This is a genomic window from Pseudomonas sp. NFPP07 (genome assembly GCF_900115645.1).
Taxonomy (GTDB): domain Bacteria; phylum Pseudomonadota; class Gammaproteobacteria; order Pseudomonadales; family Pseudomonadaceae; genus Aquipseudomonas; species Aquipseudomonas chlororaphis.
Map to the genome: position 1 here is coordinate 86,639 of NZ_FOXG01000013.1, position 22,699 is coordinate 109,337.

Below are 22,699 nucleotides of genomic sequence, written 5' to 3' on the forward strand. Positions count from 1 at the left end.
CTTTTGTCGAAGGTGCGGTGCAGATGGCATCTGATCCGCTCGCCAACCTGCGTTCTGATAGGTGCTGGCGGGGCCCCGATAGGCCAGAATAGAGAGCCCGGCGCGCGGTCGGGATCGTGGAGAGTGAGTTATGGGGTTTGATCAGATTCGTCAGCGCCGTTTGTCTGACGATATTGTCGAGCGGCTCGAGGGGATGATCCTTGAGGGCACGTTGAAGTCCGGTGAGCGCCTGCCGGCGGAGCGTGCGTTGGCGGAACAGTTCGGTGTCTCGCGACCGTCGTTGCGCGAGGCGATCCAGAAACTCACGGCCAAGGGCTTGCTGGTCAGTCGCCAGGGTGGCGGCAACTATGTGGTGGAGTCGCTGGGCTCGACCTTCAGCGATCCGCTGCTGCAGTTGTTGGAAAGCAACCCTGAAGCCCAGCGTGACTTGCTGGAGTTTCGCCACACCCTGGAAGCCTCATGTGCCTATTACGCAGCATTGCGTGCCACCGAGGTGGATCGTGAACGGCTCACCGCGGCCTTCGAGGAGTTGCAGGATTGCTATTCCCGGGCCGGCGATGTGAGCCGGGCGGAAGAGGGCGCGGCAGACGCGCAATTCCACCTGGCGATTGCCGAGGCCAGTCACAATGCCGTGTTGCTGCATACCATTCGCGGGCTGTTCGATCTGCTCAAGCGCAACGTGGTGACCAACATTGGCGGTATGTACAAGCAGCGCACCGAAACCCGCGACATGCTGATCAGCCAGCACCGCGAGCTGTACCAGGCGATTATCGAAGGGCGGGCCGAGCAGGCGCGCGAAGTCTCCAGCCGGCACATTCTGTATGTGCAGGAAGTGCTGGAAGAGGTGCGTCAGGAAGTGCAGCGCGTGGCCCGGGCGGAGCGGCGCAAGGGGATTTAGTTGGGAGATTCATCGCTGGCCAGCTCGCTCCTGGTAGGAACGAGCTGGCTCGCGATCATGGCATCAAGGCAGAAGAGCGTTACTCTTCCTTGCCCTTGTTGCGCACCGCGCGATGCAGCTCACGATCGGAGTCGCGCTCGCGTTCGGTATGACGCTTGTCGTATTCCTTCTTGCCCTTGCCGAGTGCAATCTCGCACTTGACCATGTGCTTGCTCCAGTAGAGCGACAGGCACACGCAGGCATAGCCTTTCTGCTGCACGGCCGCGAACAGCTTCTCCAGCTCGCGCTTGTTGAGCAGCAGTTTGCGCGAGCGCACGGGGTCGGCGATCACATGGGTGCTGGCAGTGGTCAGTGGCGTGAAGTGACTGCCCAGCAGCCAGGCTTCGCCGTCCTTGAGCAGCACGTAACTGTCGACCAGTTGTGCCTTGCCCGCACGCAGACTCTTTACTTCCCAGCCGGCCAGGACCATGCCAGCCTCGAACCGATGTTCGATGAAGTAATCGTGACGCGCCTTTTTATTTTGCGCGATGGTCCCTGTTGGGTGTTTCTTCTGTTTAGCCATAGGGGCGGCATTATAGGCAGTTGCACGCGTGTCGGCTACGGTGAAGCTGCGTGCTTGAGCAGGTTGAGTGAATCCCGGACAATGCGCCCTCTTTTTTCTCGGTTGGGCGCGTTTTTGATGTCGACGGACAAGGTTTCTGTCCACGGCGGCTGGGCCAGTCGCTGGGTTTTCATACTCGCTGCGACTGGTTCTGCCGTGGGCCTGGGAAGTATCTGGAAATTCCCATATATGGTCGGCGTCTACGGTGGCGGCGCCTTTGTCCTGGTATTTCTCGCCTGCATCGCGCTGATCGGTGTGCCGGTGATGCTGGCGGAAACCCTGATCGGCCGTCGCGCCCGGCAAAGCCCGGCCAATGCCTTGAAGGCGCTGGCCCTGGAGGCGGGGCATTCGGCCAAGTGGTCCTGGGGCGCGTTCGCCGGAATGATCACCGCCTTGTTGATTCTTTCCTTCTACAGCGTCGTTGGTGGTTGGTCGCTGGACTACATCATCGATATGGGGCGTGGTGATTTCCAGGGCGTGACGGCGGATCAGGTCGGCGCCTATTTCGGAACGGTGATTGCCGACCCCTGGCGGCTGACGCTGTGGCACACGCTGTTCATGCTGTTGTCGGCGGTGGTCATCGCCAGGGGCGTGGTGGCCGGGCTTGAGCGCAGCCTGCGGATCATGATGCCGCTGTTGTTCGTGATGCTGCTGATCCTGCTGGGTTACAGCCTGACCACCGGGCATTTCATGGAAGGCGTGCATTTCATGTTCGACTTCAGCACCGACAAGCTGCTCGACGGCCTGTTGCCGGCCATGGGGCATGCGTTCTTTTCCCTGAGCGTCGGTGTCGGTTCCATCATGATCTACGGCGCTTACATGCCGAAGCATTCGTCCATTTCCGGCACTATTGTCGGCGTGGCGCTGCTGGATACCTTCGTTTCGCTGCTGGCGGGTTTGGCGCTGTTCCCGATCGTGTTTGCCGCGGGGTTGAACCCAAGTGAAGGTCCGGGGCTGATGTTTGTCAGTTTGCCTTTTGCCTTTGGTAATGTGGCGTTCGGCCAGCTGATGGGCGTGGTGTTTTTTGTCCTGGTGGCCATTGCCGCCTGGAGCTCGGCGATCTCGCTGCTGGAGCCGATGGTGGCTTACCTGGTGGAGCGGACTCGAATCCGCCGGGGCTGGGTGACATTCTGGCTGGCGTTTATCTGCTGGTTCGTCGGATTGGGAACGGTGTTCTCCTTCAATATCTGGCAGCAGGCCAAGTTTTTCGTGAACGAAGGCGGGGTTTTCCACCTCTACCAATGGGGAGCGGCGGGTGGTCTGGATTTCTTCGGGGTGATCGATTTCTTCACCTCGCGGATCATGTTGCCCTTGGGTGGCCTCTGCTTTGTGGTGTTCGCGGGTTGGGTGATGGGGCGCGAGGCGGTTCGTGATGAGCTGTCGATTCGCAGCCCGCTGCTTTTTGCCCTGACCCTGTTTTTGATGCGCTATGTGGCGCCCATCGGCATTCTTATAGTGTTTGCCGCCCAGTTGTGGAAATGACGCTGACATGACGACACATATTCAACGCTCGGCCCTGTTGCCTTATCCGGCGCAGTTTTTGTACGACCTGGTCAATGACGTGGCGCGCTACCCGGAGTTTTTACCCTGGTGCTCGTCGGCCGAGGTGCTGGAGAGCAGCGAGGTGCAGATGCGCGCCAGCCTGGCCGTTGCCAAGGGCGGGCTCAGCCAGCATTTCGTGACGCGCAATACTCTGGTGCCGGGCCAGTCGATCGAGATGAACCTGGAAGAAGGGCCGTTCAACCAGTTGCACGGCGTGTGGATTTTCAAGCCGCTGGGTGAGAAGGCCTGCAAGATCAGCCTGGATTTGTCGTTCGACTACGCCGGTCCACTGGTTCGCGCGACCTTGGGGCCTTTGTTTAACCAGGCGGCCAACACCCTGGTCGATGCGTTTTGTCAGCGGGCCAAGCAGTTGCATGCTTGAGCCAATGATCGAAGTCGAGGTGGTGTATGCCGCGGTCGACCGGCAGGTATTGCTCAGTGTTGCGGTGCCAACGGGGACCACTGTTCGTGCGGCAGTGAAAGGCTCCGGGATAGGCGCGCAATTTCCAGAATTGGATCTGGACAGTTGTCCGCTGGGGATCTTTGGCAAAGCGGTTGCGGACCCAGGGAAGCAGCCGGTTCGGGCGGGCGATCGCATCGAAATCTACCGCCCGCTGCTGGCTGACCCTAAAGAGGTCCGACGTCTGCGCGCGGCAAAGGCGGCGCAGGCCCGGGCTCGTACTTCAGAGTCCTGAGCAAATCGACAGGCAACAAAAAGCCCGGACTCGCCGGGCTTTTTTATTCCGCCACAAATTATTGCGGCGAGGTGTCCAGAGGTTCTGGTGTTGGCACCGGAACGGTCTCGACGTTGTCGACGTCCTTCTGGATCTGATCGAGCAGAGAGCCAGGCTTGGCCGGTTTTTCCGGTTTTGGCTGTTCGGCGTTTTCAGTAGGGGCGGTCACGGTGGTGCCACTGTCCTTGCCCAGGATGGCTTCGTCGCGGCTTACGCCAGGCATGAAGTCACCGGAAAGGCTGACCAGTTGGTCGTTACCGTTGAAGATAACGCTGACGCGCTCCTGCTGGCGTTCACCGCCACCGGGTTGCAGGCTGTACAGATAATCCCAGCGATCGGCGTGGAACGTGTCGGTCAACAGAGGGTTGCCCATGATAAACCGTACTTGCCGGCGGGTCATTCCCGGGCGTAACTGGTCTATCATGTCCTGCGTGACGACATTGCCCTGCTGGATGTCGATTTTGTAAACCCCGGGGAATGAACAACCGGCGAGTGCGAGCAGTCCCACGAAGGTGAAACTGGTTAGCAAGAGCTTGGTGTTTTGCATCGGTGGGCGACTTCCACTATCTTGGCTGGGACAACGTAAACCCCGATCATACCCGCATTAAGAGGAGCTGCGAAGCAGCATCCGCGAGAAAGCTGACCATGGTTGAAAATAGCGAACTACGTAAAGCCGGCCTTAAAGTGACTCTGCCACGGGTCAAAATTCTACAAATGCTCGATTCCGCCGAGCAGCGACACATGAGTGCCGAGGATGTTTACAAGGCGCTGATGGAAGCAGGCGAGGATGTCGGTCTGGCCACGGTTTACCGTGTTCTGACCCAGTTTGAAGCAGCAGGCCTTGTGGTGCGCCACAACTTTGATGGCGGTCATGCTGTATTCGAACTGGCTGACGGCGGTCACCACGACCACATGGTCAACGTGGATTCCGGTGAGGTGATCGAATTCTTCGACGAAGAAATCGAGAAGCTTCAGAAGGCGATTGTCGAGAAGCATGGCTTCGAGTTGGTGGATCACAACTTGGTGCTGTACGTACGCACGAAGAAATAAGCATGTCGCGCGGACATAGTCCGCGAAACGATCGAAGGCGACCCAAGGGTCGCCTTCGTGCTTTCTGCTCTTTATTAAAGTGGCAGGGACTCAAGCCTTGGCGGTAACCACCATTTTTTTCGCGTGGGCCAGCGACTCCTTGGTCAGGTCGATGCCGCCCAGCATCCGCGCTACCTCTTCGATTCGCTCGGTCTTGCCCAGTTTGGAAACCGCGGTGTGAGTCGCATCGCTGCCGCGCACCTTGTGCACAAAAAGATGTTGATGGCCCTGGGCTGCCACCTGCGGCAAGTGGGTGACCGTCAATACCTGGCCGCGCTCGCCGAGGCGACGTAGCAGTTGGCCGACGATCTCCGCGGTCGGGCCGCCGATGCCGACGTCCACTTCGTCGAATACCAGGGTCGGGACACGAGAGGTCTGTGCGGTAATCACCTGGATTGCCAGGCTGATCCGCGACAGTTCGCCCCCGGATGCCACTTTGGCCAGGGCCTTGAGCGGCTGGCCGGGGTTGGCGCTGACCAACAGCTCGACCTGCTCGAGGCCGTTGGGCTGCAGTTCATCGCCGCTGTTGGCGTGCAGTTCGATGGTGAAGCGGCCGCCAGGCATGCCCAGGCGCTGGATTTCCTGTTCGACGGCGCTGGCCAGGCTGGTTGCGGCCTGCTGGCGCAGCTCGCTTAGCTCCCTGGCTTTTTCGTGATAGTGCCGGGCAAAGGATTTCAGCTCATCGCCCAGGCGCTCAATGGATTCGTCATTGGCATCCAGAGTTTCGATTTCCTCCAGCAGTTTCTGCTGCATGGCTGCCACCTCGGTGGGCTGGATCCGGTGTTTGCGGGCCAGGGTATAGATGGCGTCCAACCGCTCCTCCAGTTGTTGCAGGCGCGCCGGGTCCGCATCGAAATGGTCGACGAAGCGATTCAGTTCGCCGACGGCCTCTTCGACCTGGATTTGCGCGCTGGCCAGCAGGTTGGTGGCTTCCGCCAGGGCGCCGGAGGTGTTGCCGATGCTCGACAGGCGATTGAGGCTCGCTGTCAGCGCGCTGAGGACGTTGCCCGAATCACTTTCGCTGCAATGCTCGACGACCTGCCGGCAGATGCCCAGCAGGCTTTCGGCATTGGTCAGGTTCTTGTGTTCGAGTTCCAGTTGCTCGAGTTCGTTTTCGCCCAGGGCCAGGTTCTCCAGTTCCTCCAGCTGATAGCTGAGGAGCTGGTGGCGCGCCCGCTGCTCGTCCCCGGAGTTGGACAGGCGCTCCAGTTCCTGGCGGGTCTGGCGCCAGCGCTGGGCTGCCAGCGATACCTGGCGAGCCAGGTCGGTGGCACCGGCGTATTCGTCGAGCAGGCGGCGGTGGGTATCGGTTTTCAGCAGCGACTGGTGCTCATGCTGGCTGTGGATGTCGATCAGCAGTTCGCCGAGGGCCTTGAGGTCGCCTAGCGGGCACGGGGAGCCATTGATGTAGCCGCGGGAACGGCCTTCGGCGGTGATGACCCGGCGCAGGATGCATGGGCTGTCGTTGTCCAGGTCGCGTTCGGCGAGCCAGGTGCGGGCTTCGGGAATGTCTTCCAGGTCGAAGGTGGCGAGAATGTCGGCCTTGTCGGCACCTGGGCGTACTACGCCACTGTCGGCGCGATCACCCAGGGTCAGCCCCAGGGCGTCGAGCATGATCGATTTGCCGGCACCGGTTTCACCCGTGATGACGCTCATCCCGCGATCCAGTTCCAGATCGAGATGTTCAACGATGGCGTAGTTGTGTACGGACAGGTGCACCAGCATAAAGGCCGCTCCCAAGCTTTAGGTCTGGTTATTTATACAGTGTTTTGTTTTCGGCTGACAATGCCCGCCCTTAGCTCGATTCGCTTGCTTGGCGGATTTTTTTATCGTGTGCGGGAATAGTTAGCGACCGGCGTTTGGGGGCGTCCAATGATTTTTGCCGAGGGCACGGCCCTTGAACCTGGAAAATGCGACCCCATATATCGGGGCAGAAGCGTGAGTTGAGCTCGCGGACGATATTGAAAGGAGAATTTTATGGCTGACGAACAGACGCTGGATACGCAAAATCTCGACGCCAATCAGGCCCCCGAGACTTCGGGCGAAGATCTGGCGGCTCGTGTGCAAGTGCTCGAAGAGCAGTTGGCTGGCGCTCAGGATCAGGCACTGCGTGTTGCGGCCGATCTGCAGAACGTCCGCCGCCGTGCCGAGCAGGATGTAGAAAAAGCTCACAAATTCGCCCTCGAGCGTTTTGCTGGCGACCTGCTGCCGGTGATCGACAGTCTCGAGCGCGGTCTTGAGTTGTCCAGCCCGGACGACGAAAGCATTCGCCCGATGCGTGAAGGTATCGAACTGACCCTGAAGATGTTCCAGGACACCCTGAAGCGTTATCAGCTGGAAGCGATCGATCCGCATGGCGAACCGTTCAACGCTGAACAGCACCAGGCGATGGCCATGCAGGAAAGTGCCGACGTCGAGCCGAACAGTGTTCTCAAGGTGTTCCAGAAGGGCTATCAGCTCAACGGTCGCCTGCTGCGCCCGGCCATGGTCGTGGTCAGCAAGGCACCCGCACCGGTTTCGCCTTCGATTGACGAGAAGGCTTGAAATCGCGCGCAGGGCCCCCATTTATAGGTCAAGCGTTTAAGTGCTACCGCAGTCGGCCACCACTGCTGCGGCAACAAAATCTAAAGTTTCGGGAGAGTTAACATGGGCAAAATTATCGGTATCGACCTGGGGACTACCAACTCCTGCGTCTCCATTCTTGAAAACGGCAACGTAAAAGTTATCGAAAACGCTGAAGGCGCGCGTACCACGCCGTCCATCATCGCTTACGCCAACGATGGCGAAATCCTGGTTGGCCAATCGGCCAAGCGTCAGGCCGTGACCAACCCGCACAACACCCTGTACGCGGTGAAGCGTCTGATTGGTCGCCGTTTCGACGAAGAAGTCGTACAGAAAGACATCCAGATGGTCCCTTACAAGATCGTCAAGGCTGACAACAACGACGCCTGGGTTGAAGTGAACGGCCAGAAAATGGCTCCGCCACAGATCTCGGCTGAAATCCTCAAGAAAATGAAGAAGACCGCCGAAGACTATCTCGGCGAGGCTGTGACCGAAGCGGTGATCACCGTTCCGGCCTACTTCAACGACAGCCAGCGCCAGGCGACCAAAGACGCCGGCCGCATCGCGGGCCTGGACGTAAAACGTATCATCAACGAACCGACCGCGGCCGCTCTGGCTTACGGCATGGACAAGGCCAAGGGCGATCACACCGTGATCGTTTATGACCTGGGTGGCGGTACCTTCGACGTATCCGTGATCGAAATCGCTGAAGTCGATGGCGAGCACCAGTTCGAAGTACTGGCAACCAACGGTGACACCTTCCTCGGTGGTGAAGACTTCGACATTCGTCTGATCGACTACCTCGTGGACGAGTTCAAGAAAGAAAGCGGCATGAACCTCAAGGGTGACCCGCTGGCCATGCAGCGCCTGAAAGAAGCCGCTGAAAAAGCCAAGATCGAGCTGTCCTCGAGCCAGCAGACCGACGTCAACCTGCCGTACATCACCGCAGACGCCACCGGTCCTAAGCACCTGAACGTGAAGATCTCCCGCGCCAAGCTGGAATCGCTGGTTGAAGACCTGGTTCAGCGCACCATCGAGCCTTGCCGCATCGCCATGAAGGACGCCGGTATCGACGTCAGCAAGATCGACGACGTGATCCTGGTCGGCGGTCAGACCCGCATGCCGCTGGTGCAGAAGCTGGTGACCGATTTCTTCGGTAAAGAAGCACGCAAGGACGTGAACCCGGACGAAGCCGTTGCCATGGGCGCTGCCATTCAGGGCGCGGTACTGGCCGGTGACGTGAAAGACGTATTGCTGCTGGACGTCAGCCCGCTGACCCTGGGTATCGAAACCATGGGCGGCGTGATGACCGCGCTGATCGAGAAAAACACCACGATTCCTACCAAGAAATCGCAAGTGTTCTCGACTGCCGACGACAACCAGGGCGCAGTGACCATTCACGTGCTGCAGGGCGAGCGTAAGCAAGCCGCGCAGAACAAATCCCTGGGCAAGTTCGACCTGGCCGAGATTCCACCAGCTCCACGTGGCGTGCCGCAAATCGAAGTGACCTTCGACATCGACGCCAACGGCATCCTGCACGTAGGTGCGAAAGACAAGGCGACCGGCAAGACCCAGTCGATCGTGATCAAGGCCAACTCCGGTCTGTCCGAGGAGGAAATTCAGCAGATGGTTCGTGATGCTGAAGTCAACGCCGAAGAAGACCGCAAGTTCGAAGAGCTGGCCAGCGCGCGTAACCAAGGCGATGCCCTGGTTCACTCGACTCGCAAGATGATCGCTGATGCGGGCGACAAAGTGACTGCTGAAGAGAAGGCTGCGATTGAAGCCGCCGTGGTTGCCCTTGAAGCTGCTATCAAAGGCGACGACAAGGCTGCTATCGACGCCAAGGTCGAAGAACTGTCGAAAGTGTCGGCTCCGGTTGCTCAGAAGATGTACGCCGAGCAGGCTCAGCCGGCAGAAGGCGCAGCTTCGCAGGCCGAGTCGGCCGAGAAAGCCGACGACGTCGTCGACGCCGAGTTCGAAGAAGTAAAAGACCACAAGTAAGACTGCTTGTTGGTCGGCCGGTTGACTGCCTTTGTGCGGTGACTGGTAGGATGTCGCCGCGCGGGAGCTTGCTCCCGCGTTGGCGTGTCTGGAGCAAGCGAATTTTTTACGGTGTGCGACTCTTTTCGCGCGCTGGCGGTACGGTCGGAAATGCTCCTGCTTTCCGTTCGGGATTACCGCAGTTGTCGGCCAGTCTGTTGGTCGTCTATCCAAGACCAGGATCGTTGAATTGACGTGAGTTGGGTCCGGGCCTGTATTGGGGCTCAACGAGTTTGGCGAGGCTCAGGAGAGCATTGTCGAACGTCCTCAAGAGTGTGAAGACTTATGGCAAAGCGTGACTATTACGAAGTATTGGGTGTGGAGCGAGGCTCGAGCGAAGCCGACCTGAAAAAGGCTTACCGCCGCCTGGCGATGAAGCACCACCCGGACCGTAATCCCGGCGACAAAGCGTCGGAAGATATGTTCAAGGAGGCCAACGAGGCTTACGAAGTATTGTCTGACTCGAGCAAGCGCGCGGCTTATGACCAATATGGTCATGCCGGTGTCGATCCGAGCATGGGCGGTGGTGGTGCCGGCTTCGGTGGCCAGAACTTCTCCGACATCTTTGGCGATGTCTTCAGTGATTTCTTTGGCGGTGGTCGTGGCGGCTCCCGTGGCGGGGCTCAGCGTGGCAGCGACTTGCGCTACACCCTGGAGCTGAACCTGGAAGAGGCGGTGCGCGGCACCACCGTGAATATCCGTGTTCCGACGCTGGTCAACTGCAAGCCTTGCGACGGCTCGGGCGCCAAGAAAGGCTCCTCGCCTGTTACCTGTCCGACCTGTGGCGGTATCGGTCAGGTGCGCATGCAGCAGGGCTTCTTCTCGGTGCAGCAGACCTGCCCGCGTTGCCATGGCCAGGGCAAGATCATTTCCGACCCGTGCGACTCCTGCCACGGCGAAGGCCGCGTCGAAGAGTACAAGACGCTGTCGGTGAAAGTGCCGGCGGGTGTCGATACCGGCGACCGCATTCGTCTGTCTGGCGAAGGGGAGGCGGGGACCCAGGGCGGCCCTACGGGTGACCTGTATGTGGTGATCAATGTGCGTGAGCACGCGATCTTCCAGCGCGACGGCAAGCACCTGTTCTGTGAAGTGCCTATCAGCTTCGTTGATGCGGCGCTGGGCGGCGAGCTGGAAATCCCGACGCTGGATGGCCGGGTCAAACTGAAGATTCCTGAGGGCACCCAGACCGGCAAGCAGTTCCGTGTGCGTGGCAAGGGTGTGGCGCCGGTGCGTGGCGGCGGTGCTGGCGACTTGATGTGCCGGGTTGCGGTGGAAACGCCGGTGAACCTGAGTCGCCGTCAGCGTGAGCTGCTCGAAGAGCTGCGTGGTTCCCTGGCGGACGACAATACCCATTCGCCGAAAACCACTGGCTGGTTCGAAGGCGTGAAGCGCTTCTTCGGCGATCTATAAGGAGCGAAGCATGCGACGTGTAGCTGTGATGGGCGCCGCAGGGCGCATGGGTAAGAACCTGGTGGAGGCCGTGCAACAGCGTTCGCCGCTCTCCGGGCTTACCGCGGCGATCGTGCGGCCTGGCAGTTCCTTGGTCGGTGCCGATGCTGGCGAGCTGGCATCGCTGGGGCGCATTGGTGTGCCAATGTCCGACAGCCTGGAAAAGGTTGCCGACGAATTCGATGTGTTGATCGATTTCACGCTTCCGGAAGTGATGCTGAAGAACCTGGCATTCTGTCGCAAGGCGGGCAAGGCCATGGTGATCGGTACCACGGGGTTGGGCGCCAAGGAAAAGCAGATGCTGGCCGAGGCCGGCAAGGATATTCCGATCGTGTTCGCCGCCAACTTCAGCGTTGGCGTCAATCTGTCGCTGAAGCTGCTCGACATGGCCGCCCGTGTGCTGGGCGATGATGCGGACATCGAAATCATCGAGGCGCATCACCGGCACAAGATCGACGCGCCTTCGGGGACGGCCTTGCGCATGGGCGAGGTGATTGCCGATGCGCTGGGGCGTGATCTGCAGAAGGTCGCGGTGTATGGCCGTGAAGGCCATACGGGTGCTCGTGAGCGTGAGACCATTGGTTTCGCCACGGTCCGGGGTGGTGATGTGGTGGGTGATCACACGGTGTTGTTCGCTGCTGAGGGCGAGCGTCTGGAGATTACCCACAAGGCTTCCAGCCGCATGACTTTCGCCAAGGGTGCGGTACGTGCTGCGTTGTGGCTGGACGGTCGTCCGGCGGGTCTTTATGACATGCAGGATGTGCTGGATCTGCGTTGAGATGCATCCAAAACAGGGCTAGGCTTCGCGCTTGAGCCCTGTTTTACCCCGCTAAGCGATGCTCTGTCGCATTCCTCTGCCTTTAAGGCTCTTTAGCGGTGGACCAAAAAAGCCTTTTTCTGTAAGCTACAGCTTTAGTGTGTCCACTAAAAGCGCGCAGAATAATTCGGTGAAGAAGCGGGGTGACGTGTCCATACGTCACTCCGCTTTTTTACAACCTGCGATCGCCCTTTCAGGCTTTATTTACGGGAGGTCTTCTTGACTAAGCCAGCCATACTCGCCCTTGCTGATGGCAGCATTTTTCGCGGCGAAGCCATTGGAGCCGACGGTCAAACCGTTGGTGAGGTGGTGTTTAACACCGCAATGACCGGCTATCAGGAAATCCTTACCGATCCTTCCTACGCCCAACAGATCGTTACCCTGACTTACCCGCATATCGGCAATACCGGCACCACGCCGGAAGACGCCGAGTCCGATCGTGTCTGGTCGGCCGGTCTGGTGATTCGCGACCTGCCACTGGTTGCGAGCAACTGGCGTAATACCCTGTCCCTGTCCGACTACCTGAAAGCCAACAACGTTGTGGCGATCGCCGGTATCGACACCCGTCGCCTGACGCGCATCCTGCGCGAGAAAGGCGCGCAGAACGGCTGCATCATGGCCGGCGACAATATCTCCGACGAAGCGGCGATTGCCGCAGCGCGCGGCTTCCCTGGTCTGAAAGGCATGGATCTGGCGAAGGTCGTCAGCACCAAGAAAACCTACGAGTGGCGCTCCAGCGTCTGGAGCCTGAAGACCGACAGTCATCCGACTATCGAGGCTTCCGAGCTGCCGTACCACGTGGTCGCCTACGACTACGGCGTCAAGCTGAACATCCTGCGCATGCTGGTCGAGCGTGGTTGCCGAGTGACCGTAGTGCCTGCGCAAACTCCGGCCAGCGACGTCCTGGCACTCAAGCCTGACGGTGTGTTCCTGTCCAACGGCCCTGGCGACCCCGAGCCTTGCGATTACGCCATCCAGGCGATCAAGGATGTGCTGGAAACCGAGATCCCGGTCTTCGGTATCTGCCTGGGCCACCAACTGCTGGCATTGGCCTCCGGCGCCAAGACGGTGAAGATGGGCCACGGCCACCACGGTGCCAACCACCCGGTCCAGGACCTGGACAGCGGTGTAGTGATGATCACCAGCCAGAACCACGGTTTTGCGGTGGACGAAGCCACCCTGCCAGGCAACGTGCGGGCGATCCACAAATCGCTGTTCGACGGCACCCTGCAAGGCATCGAACGTACCGACAAGAGCGCATTCAGCTTCCAGGGCCACCCTGAAGCGAGCCCGGGCCCGAACGATGTGGCGCCGCTGTTCGATCGTTTCATCAACGAGATGGCCAAGCGACGCTGAGTGCTCGCCCCTGAAGGTGGCCCCGGCATCGGTGGCCCCTTCAGCGCTTCAGAGATTTGATCAAGACGGCTTGCCGACTGACCTGCGGATTTGAGTGACAACCCATGCCAAAACGTACAGACATTAAAAGCATCCTGATTCTCGGCGCTGGCCCGATCGTGATCGGCCAGGCTTGCGAATTCGACTACTCCGGCGCCCAGGCCTGCAAGGCCCTGCGCGAAGAGGGTTACCGGGTCATCCTGGTGAACTCCAACCCGGCGACCATCATGACCGACCCGGCCATGGCCGACGCTACCTACATCGAGCCGATCAAGTGGCAGACCGTTGCCAAGATCATCGAGAAAGAGCGTCCGGACGCTCTGCTGCCGACCATGGGTGGCCAGACTGCGTTGAACTGCGCCCTGGACCTGGAGCGTGAAGGCGTTCTGGAGAAGTTCGGCGTGGAAATGATCGGCGCCAATGCCGACACCATCGACAAGGCCGAAGACCGCTCGCGCTTCGACACCGCGATGAAGGCGATCGGCCTGGAGTGCCCGCGCTCCGGTATCGCCCACAGCATGGACGAGGCCAATGCGGTCCTCGAGAAGCTGGGCTTCCCGTGCATCATCCGCCCGTCTTTCACCATGGGCGGCACCGGTGGCGGTATCGCCTACAACCGTGAAGAGTTCGAAGAAATCTGCGCCCGTGGCCTGGACCTGTCGCCGACCAAGGAACTGCTGATCGACGAATCGCTGATCGGCTGGAAAGAATACGAGATGGAGGTGGTCCGCGATAAGAAGGACAACTGCATCATCGTTTGCTCGATCGAAAACTTCGACCCGATGGGCGTGCACACCGGTGACTCGATCACCGTGGCTCCTGCGCAAACCCTGACCGACAAGGAATACCAGATCCTGCGCAACGCCTCCCTGGCGGTACTGCGTGAGATCGGCGTGGAAACCGGTGGCTCCAACGTCCAGTTCGGCATCTGCCCGAACACTGGCCGCATGGTGGTGATCGAGATGAACCCGCGGGTATCCCGTTCTTCGGCCCTGGCTTCGAAAGCCACCGGCTTCCCGATCGCCAAGGTCGCCGCCAAGCTGGCCGTGGGTTACACCCTGGACGAGCTGTCGAACGACATTACCGGTGGCAAGACCCCGGCGTCCTTCGAGCCGTCCATCGACTACGTCGTGACCAAGCTGCCACGCTTCGCCTTCGAGAAATTCGCCAAGGCCGATGCCCGCCTGACCACTCAGATGAAGTCGGTGGGTGAAGTGATGGCCATCGGCCGGACCTTCCAGGAATCCCTGCAGAAAGCGCTGCGTGGCCTGGAAGTGGGTGTCTGCGGTCTGGATCCGAAGCTCGACTTGAGCAACCCGGAAAGCATGAACGTGCTCAAGCGCGAGCTGACCGTGCCGGGCGCCGAGCGTATCTGGTACGTGGCTGATGCCTTCCGTGCCGGCATGACCGTCGAGCAGATCTTCGGCATGAACATGATCGATCCTTGGTTCCTGGTGCAGATCGAAGACCTGATCAAGGAAGAAGAGAAGGTCAAGACGCTGGGGCTGTCGGCCATCGACCGCGACCTGATGTTCCGCCTCAAGCGCAAAGGCTTCTCCGACCAGCGTCTGGCCAAGCTGCTGGGCGTGACCGAGAAGAACCTGCGTACCCACCGTCATAAGCTGGAAGTGTTCCCGGTCTACAAGCGCGTCGACACCTGCGCGGCCGAGTTCGCCACCGATACTGCCTACCTGTACTCGACTTACGAGGAAGAGTGCGAGGCGGCACCTTCGGGTCGCGACAAGATCATGATCCTGGGTGGCGGTCCGAACCGTATCGGCCAGGGTATCGAGTTCGACTACTGCTGCGTGCACGCCGCATTGGCGCTGCGTGACGATGGTTACGAAACCATCATGGTCAACTGCAACCCGGAAACCGTTTCCACTGACTACGACACCTCGGATCGCCTGTACTTCGAGCCGGTGACCCTGGAAGACGTATTGGAAATCGTCCGCGTCGAGAAGCCAAAAGGCGTGATTGTCCAGTACGGCGGCCAGACTCCTCTGAAACTGGCGCGTGCCCTGGAAGCGGCCGGCGTGCCGATCATCGGTACCAGCCCTGATGCCATCGACCGTGCCGAAGACCGCGAACGCTTCCAACAGATGGTCGAGCGCCTGAACCTGCGTCAGCCGCCAAACGCCACCGTGCGCAGCGAAGACGAAGCGATTCGTGCCGCGGCCAAGATCGGCTACCCGCTGGTGGTGCGTCCGTCTTATGTACTGGGCGGCCGGGCGATGGAAATCGTTTACGAAGAAGAAGAACTCAAGCGCTACCTGCGTGAAGCGGTGCAAGTGTCCAACGACAGCCCGGTGCTGCTGGACCACTTCCTCAACTGCGCCATCGAGATGGATGTGGATGCGGTCTGCGACGGCAAGGATGTGGTGATCGGCGCGATCATGCAGCACATCGAACAGGCTGGCGTGCACTCCGGTGACTCCGCTTGCTCGCTGCCGCCGTACTCGCTGCCTGCGCACATCCAGGACGAGATGCGCGAACAGGTCAAGAAGATGGCCCTGGAGCTGGGCGTGGTCGGCCTGATGAACGTGCAGCTGGCCCTGCAGGGCGAGCAGATCTATGTCATCGAAGTGAACCCGCGTGCTTCCCGTACCGTGCCGTTCGTTTCCAAGTGCATCGGTGTCTCCCTGGCGATGATCGCCGCGCGCGTCATGGCGGGTAAGACCCTGAAAGAGCTGGGCTTCACCAAGGAAATCATTCCTAACTTCTACAGTGTCAAGGAAGCGGTGTTCCCGTTCGCCAAATTCCCGGGTGTCGACCCGATCCTCGGCCCAGAGATGAAGTCGACCGGCGAAGTGATGGGTGTCGGTGACACTTTCGGCGAAGCCTTCGCCAAGGCCCAGATGGGCGCTAGCGAAGTGCTGCCGACTGGTGGTACCGCATTCATCAGCGTACGTGACGACGACAAGCCGCTGGTTGCGGGCGTGGCTCGTGATCTGATCAACTTGGGCTTCGAAGTGGTCGCCACTGCCGGTACTGCCAAGCTGATCGAGGCGGCAGGCCTGAAGGTGCGCCGCGTGAACAAGGTGACTGAAGGTCGTCCGCACGTGGTCGACATGATCAAGAATGACGAAGTCACGCTGATCATCAACACCACCGAAGGTCGTCAGTCGATCGCTGACTCTTATTCCATTCGTCGTAACGCCTTGCAGCACAAGATCTACTGCACCACCACCATTGCTGCGGGCGAGGCCATCTGTGAAGCGCTCAAGTTCGGTCCGGAAAAGACCGTGCGCCGCTTGCAGGATCTACATGCAGGATTGAAGGCATGAATAAATACCCAATGACCGTCCAGGGCTCCAAGGCCCTGGAAGAAGAGTTGACGTTCCTCAGCAAGGTCGAGCGGCCACGCTTGAGCCAGGCCATCGGTGAGGCCCGAGAACTCGGTGATCTCAAGGAAAACGCGGAATACCATGCTGCCCGCGAGGAGCAGGGAATGGTTGAAGCGCGCATCCGGGATATTGAAGGCCGCCTGCAAAACTCGGTTGTCATCGATGTGACGAGCATTCCTCATACAGGCAAGGTGATTTTCGGCACTACCGTCGAAATCGCCAACGTTGAAACTGATGAGAGCGTCACTTACCAGATCGTTGGTGAGGATGAGGCTGACATCAAGCTCGGAAAGATCTCTGTAGGCTCGCCCATTGCCCGTGCCTTGATCGCCAAGGAAGAGGGTGATGTGGTTGCCGTTAAAACGCCTAGCGGCGTGATCGAGTACGAGATTGTCGAAGTCCGCCACATCTGAACGAGGGCGCCTGCTGAATGCAGGCGCCATGCTTTGGCAACTGACTCAGATGTTGTGGGTCGGTGGTGTGTGGTTGTTGCATGTCGGCTTGTTGCCGGTGCTGGGCCAGATTGGCCTGGCGCCGCTGCTGATCGAAGAGATCGGTAATGTGCTGAGTGCGCTGCTGGTTGGTTTTTCGGCGGTATGCATCGTTCTTCAGATGCTGGTATTGGTACGTGCTGAAGGGCTGGCGAGCCTGTGGCGGGATATGCGAGGTCAACTGCTGTTGGTGGCGTTATGTGCGTGCACGATGTATTTCGTGGTGCGCTTCGGGCTGTCGGATGTCGAGCGCTGGCAGTTGTTCAGCTATCTTGTCTTGGCTTTTTCCGGTCTGGTGCTGGTCTTGCAGCCGGTGCCTGGGTGGAGTGGCAGGGCGCGCGAAGCACGCCCTTGACCCCTGTCGACGTCAGTGGAAGCGATGGACGTTGGACAGTTGCTTGTTTACCTTGGCGTTCTTGCGATAAATCAACGCCATTTTGCCGATGACCTGCACCAGATCCGCTTTGCCGGCCTTGCACAGTTCGGCAATGGCTTCCAGGCGGGACTCGCGTTCGAGGATGTTGAGCTTGATCTTGATCAGCTCATGATCGCTCAAGGCGCGTTCAAGTTCGGCCAACACACCTTCGGTCAAACCGTTGTCAGCCACAGTCAATACTGGTTTCAGATGGTGGCCAATGGATTTGTACTGTTTCTTCTGCTCTTGAGTGAGCGGCATAATCTGACCCCTGCGTCTGATCTTGTAAAAAGCGGCGGCCAGTTTACCCGAGCGCGTCCGGGACCGCCCAGTTAATCACGACCCGTTTTATTTTTTGAGGTGGCCCGTGGCCCGTTCCAAGACAAGCCATAACTGGCTGAAAGAGCACTTCAACGACCCATTCGTCAAAATGGCGCAAAAAGATGGGTACCGTTCGCGTGCCAGCTACAAGCTGCTGGAAATCCAGGAAAAGGATCGCCTGATCCGTCCTGGAATGAGTGTTATCGATCTGGGCGCGGCACCAGGGGGCTGGTCGCAGGTGACCAGTCGTCTGATCGGCGGGCAGGGGCGACTGATCGCTTCCGACATTCTGGAAATGGATAGCATCCCTGATGTCACCTTCATTCAGGGCGACTTCACCGAAGATGCAGTGTTGGCTCAAATCCTCGAGGCAGTCGGAAATTCCCAGGTGGACCTTGTGATTTCCGATATGGCCCCCAATATGAGTGGTACGCCTGCCGTAGATATGCCGCGGGCGATGTTTCTGTGCGAGTTGGCACTTGATTTGGCGGGGCGGGTTCTGCGTCCCGGTGGCGACTTCCTGATAAAGATTTTCCAGGGAGAAGGTTTCGACGAATACCACAAGAACGTTCGCAAGATGTTCGACAAGGTGGTGATGCGCAAACCGAGTTCTTCCCGTGATCGTTCTCGCGAGCAGTATCTGCTGGGACGTGGCTTTCGCGGGCGTATCGAGTAAAGGTTGTTTTTGACCGGGTTGATAGTTTTTTCGTATTTCGCCCCAGGGGCTTAAGCGAATATTGTGTAACCTGGGTTTCACAAAGGGTTACAGACAGCGCCTGCCAGAGCTGTAGGTAATGTAGTAAGTTAGGTCGGTGAATATCATGCGAAGCGCGCGCCAGCAGCGGAGCTTGCTTCAGAGGGTAGTTAATTGAACGATATGGCAAAGAATCTGATCCTGTGGTTGATCATCGCGGCTGTCCTGGTGACGGTGATGAACAACTTCTCCAGCCCTAACGAGCCGCAGACCCTCAACTATTCCGACTTTATCCAGCAAGTTAAGGATGGCAAGGTCGAGCGCGTAGCCGTTGATGGTTATGTGATTACCGGCAAGCGCAACGATGGCGATAGCTTCAAGACCATTCGTCCTGCGATTCAGGACAACGGCCTGATCGGTGACCTGGTGGATAACCACGTGGTCGTCGAAGGCAAGCAGCCTGAGCAGCAAAGCATCTGGACCCAACTGCTGGTCGCCAGCTTCCCGATCCTGGTGATCATCGCCGTCTTCATGTTCTTCATGCGGCAGATGCAGGGTGGTGCTGGTGGCAAGGGCGGGCCGATGAGCTTCGGTAAGAGCAAGGCGCGCCTGTTGTCCGAAGATCAAGTGAAAACCACATTGGCGGATGTCGCGGGTTGCGACGAGGCCAAGGAAGAAGTGGGTGAACTGGTTGAGTTTCTCCGCGATCCGGGCAAATTCCAGCGCCTGGGCGGTCGTATTCCTCGCGGCGTGCTGATGGTTGGCCCGCCGGGTACCGGTAAGACCTTGCTGGCCAAGGCCATCGCCGGTGAAGCCAAGGTTCCGTTCTTTACCATTTCCGGTTCCGACTTCGTCGAAATGTTCGTTGGTGTGGGTGCCAGCCGTGTTCGCGATATGTTCGAGCAGGCCAAGAAACATGCCCCTTGCATCATCTTCATCGACGAGATCGATGCCGTTGGTCGCCATCGTGGTGCCGGCATGGGGGGTGGTCATGATGAGCGCGAGCAGACTCTCAACCAGCTGCTGGTAGAGATGGATGGCTTTGAAATGAACGACGGCATCATTGTTATTGCCGCCACCAACCGTCCTGATGTGCTGGACCCGGCGCTGCTGCGTCCAGGTCGTTTCGACCGCCAGGTCGTGGTCGGTCTGCCAGATATCCGTGGCCGTGAGCAGATTTTGAAGGTTCACATGCGTAAAGTGCCTATGGGTGAAGATGTCGCCCCGGCAGTGATTGCCCGCGGTACGCCCGGCTTCTCTGGTGCCGACCTGGCCAACCTGGTGAACGAAGCGTCGCTCTTCGCTGCCCGTAGTGGCAAGCGCATCGTCGAGATGAAAGAGTTCGAACTGGCAAAAGACAAGATCATGATGGGCGCGGAGCGCAAATCCATGGTCATGTCCGAGAAGGAAAAGCAGAACACGGCTTATCACGAAGCGGGTCACGCTATCGTCGGTCGCGTAGTGCCTGAGCATGATCCGGTCTACAAGGTTTCGATCATCCCGCGTGGTCGGGCTCTGGGTGTAACCATGTTCCTGCCGGAAGAGGATCGCTATAGCTTGTCCAAGCGTGCGCTGATCAGTCAGATCTGCTCGCTCTACGGCGGTCGTATCGCTGAAGAAATGACGTTGGGCTTTGACGGTGTAACAACCGGAGCTTCCAACGACATCATGCGCGCCAGTCAGATTGCGCGGAACATGGTGACCAAGTGGGGGCTTTCCGAAAAACTGGGTCCGTTGATGTACGCCGAAGAAGAGGGCGAGGTCTTTCTGGGGCGCAGTGCTGGCAGCCAGCATGCAAGCCTGTCTGCGGAAACCGCCAAGCTGATTGACTCCGAAGTTCGTAGCATCATCGACCAGTGCTATGGCACTGCCAAGCAAATCCTCACGGATAACCGCGACAAGCTGGATGCGATGGCCGATGCCTTGATGAAGTATGAAACCATCGATGCCGAGCAGATCGACGACATCATGGCTGGTCGTACCCCTCGCGAGCCTCGCGATTGGGAGGGCGGCTCGGGTACCACACCTCCGGTGGTGCAGAACGAACGTCCAGAGACACCGATCGGCGGCCCGGCTGCTGACCACTAAGGTTTGAAATGACTTCTATGTCGTCCTCGACCCGGTTGCCTTGCGGCAACCGGGTTCTTGATTTGGCCCATACGCATGTCATGGGCATTCTTAATGTAACTCCCGACTCCTTCTCCGATGGTGGCCGTTTTAGTCAGCTTGATGCTGCCTTGCGCCATGCCGAAGGTATGGTGCTGGCGGGCGCGACGCTCATCGATGTGGGGGGCGAGTCCACTCGTCCTGGTGCGCGGGCGGTATCGCCGCTTGAAGAGCTTGAGCGGGTAGCACCTATCGTCGAACGCATCCATCGTGAACTGGATGTCATTATTTCGGTCGATACATCCACGCCTGCAGTCATGCGCGAAACTGCGCGCCTGGGCGCGGGATTGATCAATGATGTCCGCTCGTTGCGGCGGGATGGCGCGCTGGATGCTGCAGCGGCCACAGGTTTACCGGTCTGTCTTATGCATATGCTCGGTGAGCCTGGCGATATGCAAGACAATCCGCAGTATCGGGATGTAACCAAGGAAGTGGGGGTATTCCTGGCTGACCGTATGGCTCAGTGTGCTGCAGTGGGTATCGGGTCGGAACGGATCATTCTGGATCCGGGTTTTGGCTTCGCAAAGACCCTGCAGCACAACTTGAGCCTGTTCAAGCATATGGATGCCCTGCATGCCCTTGGTCGACCTCTGCTGGTCGGAGTTTCACGAAAGAGCATGATAGGTCAGGCATTGAGTCGCTCCGTCGGCGAGCGGCTGTATGGCGGGCTGGCTCTTGCCGCTCTGGCAATGTCCAAAGGGGCAAAGATCCTGCGGGTCCATGATGTGGCCGAGACGGTGGATGTCGTGCGGATGATTACAGCTGTGGAATCAGCCGAATAAGAATGATGGAGCACTTATGAGCAAGAAATACTTTGGCACTGACGGCATTCGCGGTCGTGTGGGCGTGTACCCTATTACTCCCGATTTCATGCTCAAGCTGGGCTGGGCTGCGGGTATGGCCTTTCGCAGTATGGGCGCCTGTCGTGTGTTGGTGGGCAAAGATACGCGCATTTCCGGTTACATGTTCGAGTCCGCGCTTGAGGCGGGCCTGTCCGCTGCCGGTGCGGATGTAATGCTGCTGGGTCCGATGCCTACTCCTGCCATCGCCTACTTGACCCGCACTTTCCATGCTGAGGCGGGGATTGTGATCAGCGCGTCGCATAATCCTCACGATGACAACGGCATCAAGTTTTTCTCGGGTGAAGGTACCAAGCTCCCGGATGAAGTTGAGCTGATGATCGAAGAGTTGCTGGATGCGCCGATGACGGTGGTGGAGTCGAGCAAGCTGGGTAAGGTATCGCGCATCAATGACGCCTCGGGCCGTTACATTGAATTCTGTAAGAGCAGCGTTCCTTCCAGTACCAGCTTTGCCGGTCTGAAGATCGTTGTCGATTGTGCCCACGGTGCGACCTACAAGGTCGCTCCAAGTGTTTTTCGTGAGTTGGGCGCTGAAGTGGTGGTGCTCTCCGCACAGCCTAACGGTCTGAACATCAACGACAATTGCGGCTCGACCCACATGGGGCAGTTACAGGCTGCGGTATTGGCCGAGCACGCCGATCTGGGTATCGCCTTCGATGGTGATGGCGACCGGGTGTTGATGGTCGACCATACAGGCGCCATCGTCGACGGCGACGAACTTCTGTTCATCATTGCTCGGGACCTGCACGCGCGTAACAAGCTGCAGGGCGGTGTGGTCGGTACCTTGATGAGCAATCTGGGGCTCGAGCTGGCCTTGGCTGATCTGGGTATTCCATTCGTGCGCGCCAATGTCGGTGACCGTTATGTCATTGCCGAGCTGCTTGAGCGCCAATGGCTGGTAGGCGGTGAAAACTCCGGTCATATCGTGTGCTTCCAGCACACCACTACGGGTGATGCGATCATTGCCGCCCTGCAGGTGCTGATGGCACTGAAACGGCGTGATGAAGGCTTGGCACAGTCGCGTCAGGCGCTGCGCAAATGTCCGCAGATTCTGGTCAATGTCCGTTTTGGCGGTGGTGCCAATCCTGTCGAGCATCCGGCTGTGAAAGAGGCCTGCGCGCGCGTCACTACCACGATGGCTGGGCGTGGGCGGGTGTTGCTGCGCAAGTCGGGCACCGAGCCTTTGGTTCGCGTCATGGTCGAGGGCGATGATGAAGCCCAGGTCCGTGGCTATGCTGACGAACTGGCAAAACTGGTTGCGGAAGTTTCTGCCTGATT

General features: G+C 59.0%; 21 protein-coding genes. 17 read left to right on the plus strand and 4 right to left on the minus strand.

Annotation, left to right across the window (positions count from 1 at the left end; genetic code table 11):
* Nucleotides 1-130: 130 nt before the first annotated feature.
* Complete coding sequence (locus BM019_RS28530) at nucleotides 131-898, plus strand: FCD domain-containing protein (protein WP_092422168.1); 768 nt, start codon at nucleotides 131-133, stop codon at nucleotides 896-898.
* Nucleotides 899-977: 79 nt separating this feature from the next.
* On the opposite strand, the gene smpB is transcribed toward BM019_RS28530, so the two are convergent.
* Nucleotides 978-1,460: an SsrA-binding protein SmpB gene (smpB, locus tag BM019_RS28535; RefSeq protein WP_009042112.1), complete on the minus strand. Its 483-nt coding sequence runs from the start codon at nucleotides 1,458-1,460 to the stop codon at nucleotides 978-980.
* A 117-nt stretch (nucleotides 1,461-1,577) separates the two neighbouring features.
* Between smpB and BM019_RS28540 the strand changes: the two genes are divergently transcribed.
* The 3 genes from BM019_RS28540 to BM019_RS28550 are packed head-to-tail and all read left to right on the plus strand — an operon-like array spanning nucleotide 1,578 to nucleotide 3,736.
* Complete coding sequence (locus BM019_RS28540; protein WP_092422171.1) at nucleotides 1,578-2,981, plus strand: sodium-dependent transporter; 1,404 nt, start codon at nucleotides 1,578-1,580, stop codon at nucleotides 2,979-2,981.
* A gap of 7 nt (nucleotides 2,982-2,988) precedes the next feature.
* Entirely contained in the window at nucleotides 2,989-3,423 is a 435-nt protein-coding gene (locus BM019_RS28545) for a type II toxin-antitoxin system RatA family toxin (RefSeq protein ID WP_007920838.1), read from the plus strand.
* Entirely contained in the window at nucleotides 3,416-3,736 is a 321-nt protein-coding gene (locus tag BM019_RS28550; protein WP_175510756.1) for an RnfH family protein, read from the plus strand. Before BM019_RS28545 ends, BM019_RS28550 begins: the two co-directional genes overlap by 8 nt.
* A 58-nt stretch (nucleotides 3,737-3,794) precedes the next feature.
* Here BM019_RS28550 and BM019_RS28555 read toward each other — a convergent pair whose 3' ends face one another.
* Nucleotides 3,795-4,322: an outer membrane protein assembly factor BamE gene (locus tag BM019_RS28555; RefSeq protein WP_007920839.1), complete on the minus strand. Its 528-nt coding sequence runs from the start codon at nucleotides 4,320-4,322 to the stop codon at nucleotides 3,795-3,797.
* Between the two features lie 98 nt (nucleotides 4,323-4,420).
* Between BM019_RS28555 and fur the strand changes: the two genes are divergently transcribed.
* Nucleotides 4,421-4,825 carry a ferric iron uptake transcriptional regulator gene (gene fur, locus BM019_RS28560; protein ID WP_007920840.1) on the plus strand — a complete coding sequence of 135 codons (405 nt, stop codon included), beginning with the start codon at nucleotides 4,421-4,423 and terminating at the stop codon, nucleotides 4,823-4,825.
* Nucleotides 4,826-4,915: 90 nt separating this feature from the next.
* On the opposite strand, the gene recN is transcribed toward fur, so the two are convergent.
* Nucleotides 4,916-6,589: a DNA repair protein RecN gene (gene recN / locus BM019_RS28565; RefSeq protein ID WP_092422177.1), complete on the minus strand. Its 1,674-nt coding sequence runs from the start codon at nucleotides 6,587-6,589 to the stop codon at nucleotides 4,916-4,918.
* 252 nt (nucleotides 6,590-6,841) lie between these two features.
* Here recN and grpE point away from each other — a divergent pair, with 252 nt between their 5' ends.
* The 8 genes from grpE (at nucleotide 6,842) to BM019_RS28605 (ending at nucleotide 17,320) form a co-directional block, all read left to right on the plus strand.
* Nucleotides 6,842-7,408: a nucleotide exchange factor GrpE gene (grpE, locus tag BM019_RS28570; protein WP_009042116.1), complete on the plus strand. Its 567-nt coding sequence runs from the start codon at nucleotides 6,842-6,844 to the stop codon at nucleotides 7,406-7,408.
* Nucleotides 7,409-7,510: 102 nt separating this feature from the next.
* Nucleotides 7,511-9,427 carry a molecular chaperone DnaK gene (gene dnaK, locus BM019_RS28575; protein WP_009042117.1) on the plus strand — a complete coding sequence of 639 codons (1,917 nt, stop codon included), beginning with the start codon at nucleotides 7,511-7,513 and terminating at the stop codon, nucleotides 9,425-9,427.
* A 324-nt stretch (nucleotides 9,428-9,751) separates the two neighbouring features.
* On the plus strand, nucleotides 9,752-10,876 hold the full coding sequence (dnaJ, locus tag BM019_RS28580; RefSeq protein WP_009042118.1) for a molecular chaperone DnaJ: 1,125 nt from the start codon (nucleotides 9,752-9,754) through the stop codon (nucleotides 10,874-10,876).
* Nucleotides 10,877-10,886: 10 nt separating this feature from the next.
* Entirely contained in the window at nucleotides 10,887-11,693 is an 807-nt protein-coding gene (gene dapB, locus BM019_RS28585) for a 4-hydroxy-tetrahydrodipicolinate reductase (RefSeq protein WP_092422180.1), read from the plus strand.
* 258 nt (nucleotides 11,694-11,951) lie between these two features.
* On the plus strand, nucleotides 11,952-13,088 hold the full coding sequence (gene carA / locus BM019_RS28590; RefSeq protein WP_085529804.1) for a glutamine-hydrolyzing carbamoyl-phosphate synthase small subunit: 1,137 nt from the start codon (nucleotides 11,952-11,954) through the stop codon (nucleotides 13,086-13,088).
* A 104-nt stretch (nucleotides 13,089-13,192) separates the two neighbouring features.
* A complete protein-coding gene (gene carB / locus BM019_RS28595; protein ID WP_007920860.1) occupies nucleotides 13,193-16,414 on the plus strand; it encodes a carbamoyl-phosphate synthase large subunit in 3,222 nt (1,073 codons plus the stop codon).
* On the plus strand, nucleotides 16,411-16,887 hold the full coding sequence (gene greA, locus BM019_RS28600) for a transcription elongation factor GreA (protein ID WP_009042122.1): 477 nt from the start codon (nucleotides 16,411-16,413) through the stop codon (nucleotides 16,885-16,887). Before carB ends, greA begins: the two co-directional genes overlap by 4 nt.
* 28 nt (nucleotides 16,888-16,915) lie before the next feature.
* Entirely contained in the window at nucleotides 16,916-17,320 is a 405-nt protein-coding gene (locus tag BM019_RS28605) for a hypothetical protein (protein ID WP_062823700.1), read from the plus strand.
* Nucleotides 17,321-17,332: 12 nt separating this feature from the next.
* On the opposite strand, the gene BM019_RS28610 is transcribed toward BM019_RS28605, so the two are convergent.
* A complete protein-coding gene (locus BM019_RS28610) occupies nucleotides 17,333-17,641 on the minus strand; it encodes a YhbY family RNA-binding protein (RefSeq protein WP_007920867.1) in 309 nt (102 codons plus the stop codon).
* A gap of 106 nt (nucleotides 17,642-17,747) precedes the next feature.
* On the opposite strand from BM019_RS28610, the gene rlmE reads away from it, so the two are divergent.
* The 4 genes from rlmE (at nucleotide 17,748) to glmM (ending at nucleotide 22,697) form a co-directional block, all read left to right on the plus strand.
* Nucleotides 17,748-18,377, plus strand: coding sequence for a 23S rRNA (uridine(2552)-2'-O)-methyltransferase RlmE (gene rlmE, locus BM019_RS28615; RefSeq protein WP_007920869.1), 630 nt, complete (start codon nucleotides 17,748-17,750; stop codon nucleotides 18,375-18,377).
* 201 nt (nucleotides 18,378-18,578) lie between these two features.
* Nucleotides 18,579-20,483: an ATP-dependent zinc metalloprotease FtsH gene (ftsH, locus tag BM019_RS28620; protein WP_009046930.1), complete on the plus strand. Its 1,905-nt coding sequence runs from the start codon at nucleotides 18,579-18,581 to the stop codon at nucleotides 20,481-20,483.
* An 8-nt stretch (nucleotides 20,484-20,491) separates the two neighbouring features.
* Entirely contained in the window at nucleotides 20,492-21,343 is an 852-nt protein-coding gene (gene folP / locus BM019_RS28625) for a dihydropteroate synthase (RefSeq protein WP_092422183.1), read from the plus strand.
* A 16-nt stretch (nucleotides 21,344-21,359) separates the two neighbouring features.
* A complete protein-coding gene (gene glmM, locus BM019_RS28630; protein ID WP_092422186.1) occupies nucleotides 21,360-22,697 on the plus strand; it encodes a phosphoglucosamine mutase in 1,338 nt (445 codons plus the stop codon).
* Nucleotides 22,698-22,699 lie beyond the last annotated feature (2 nt).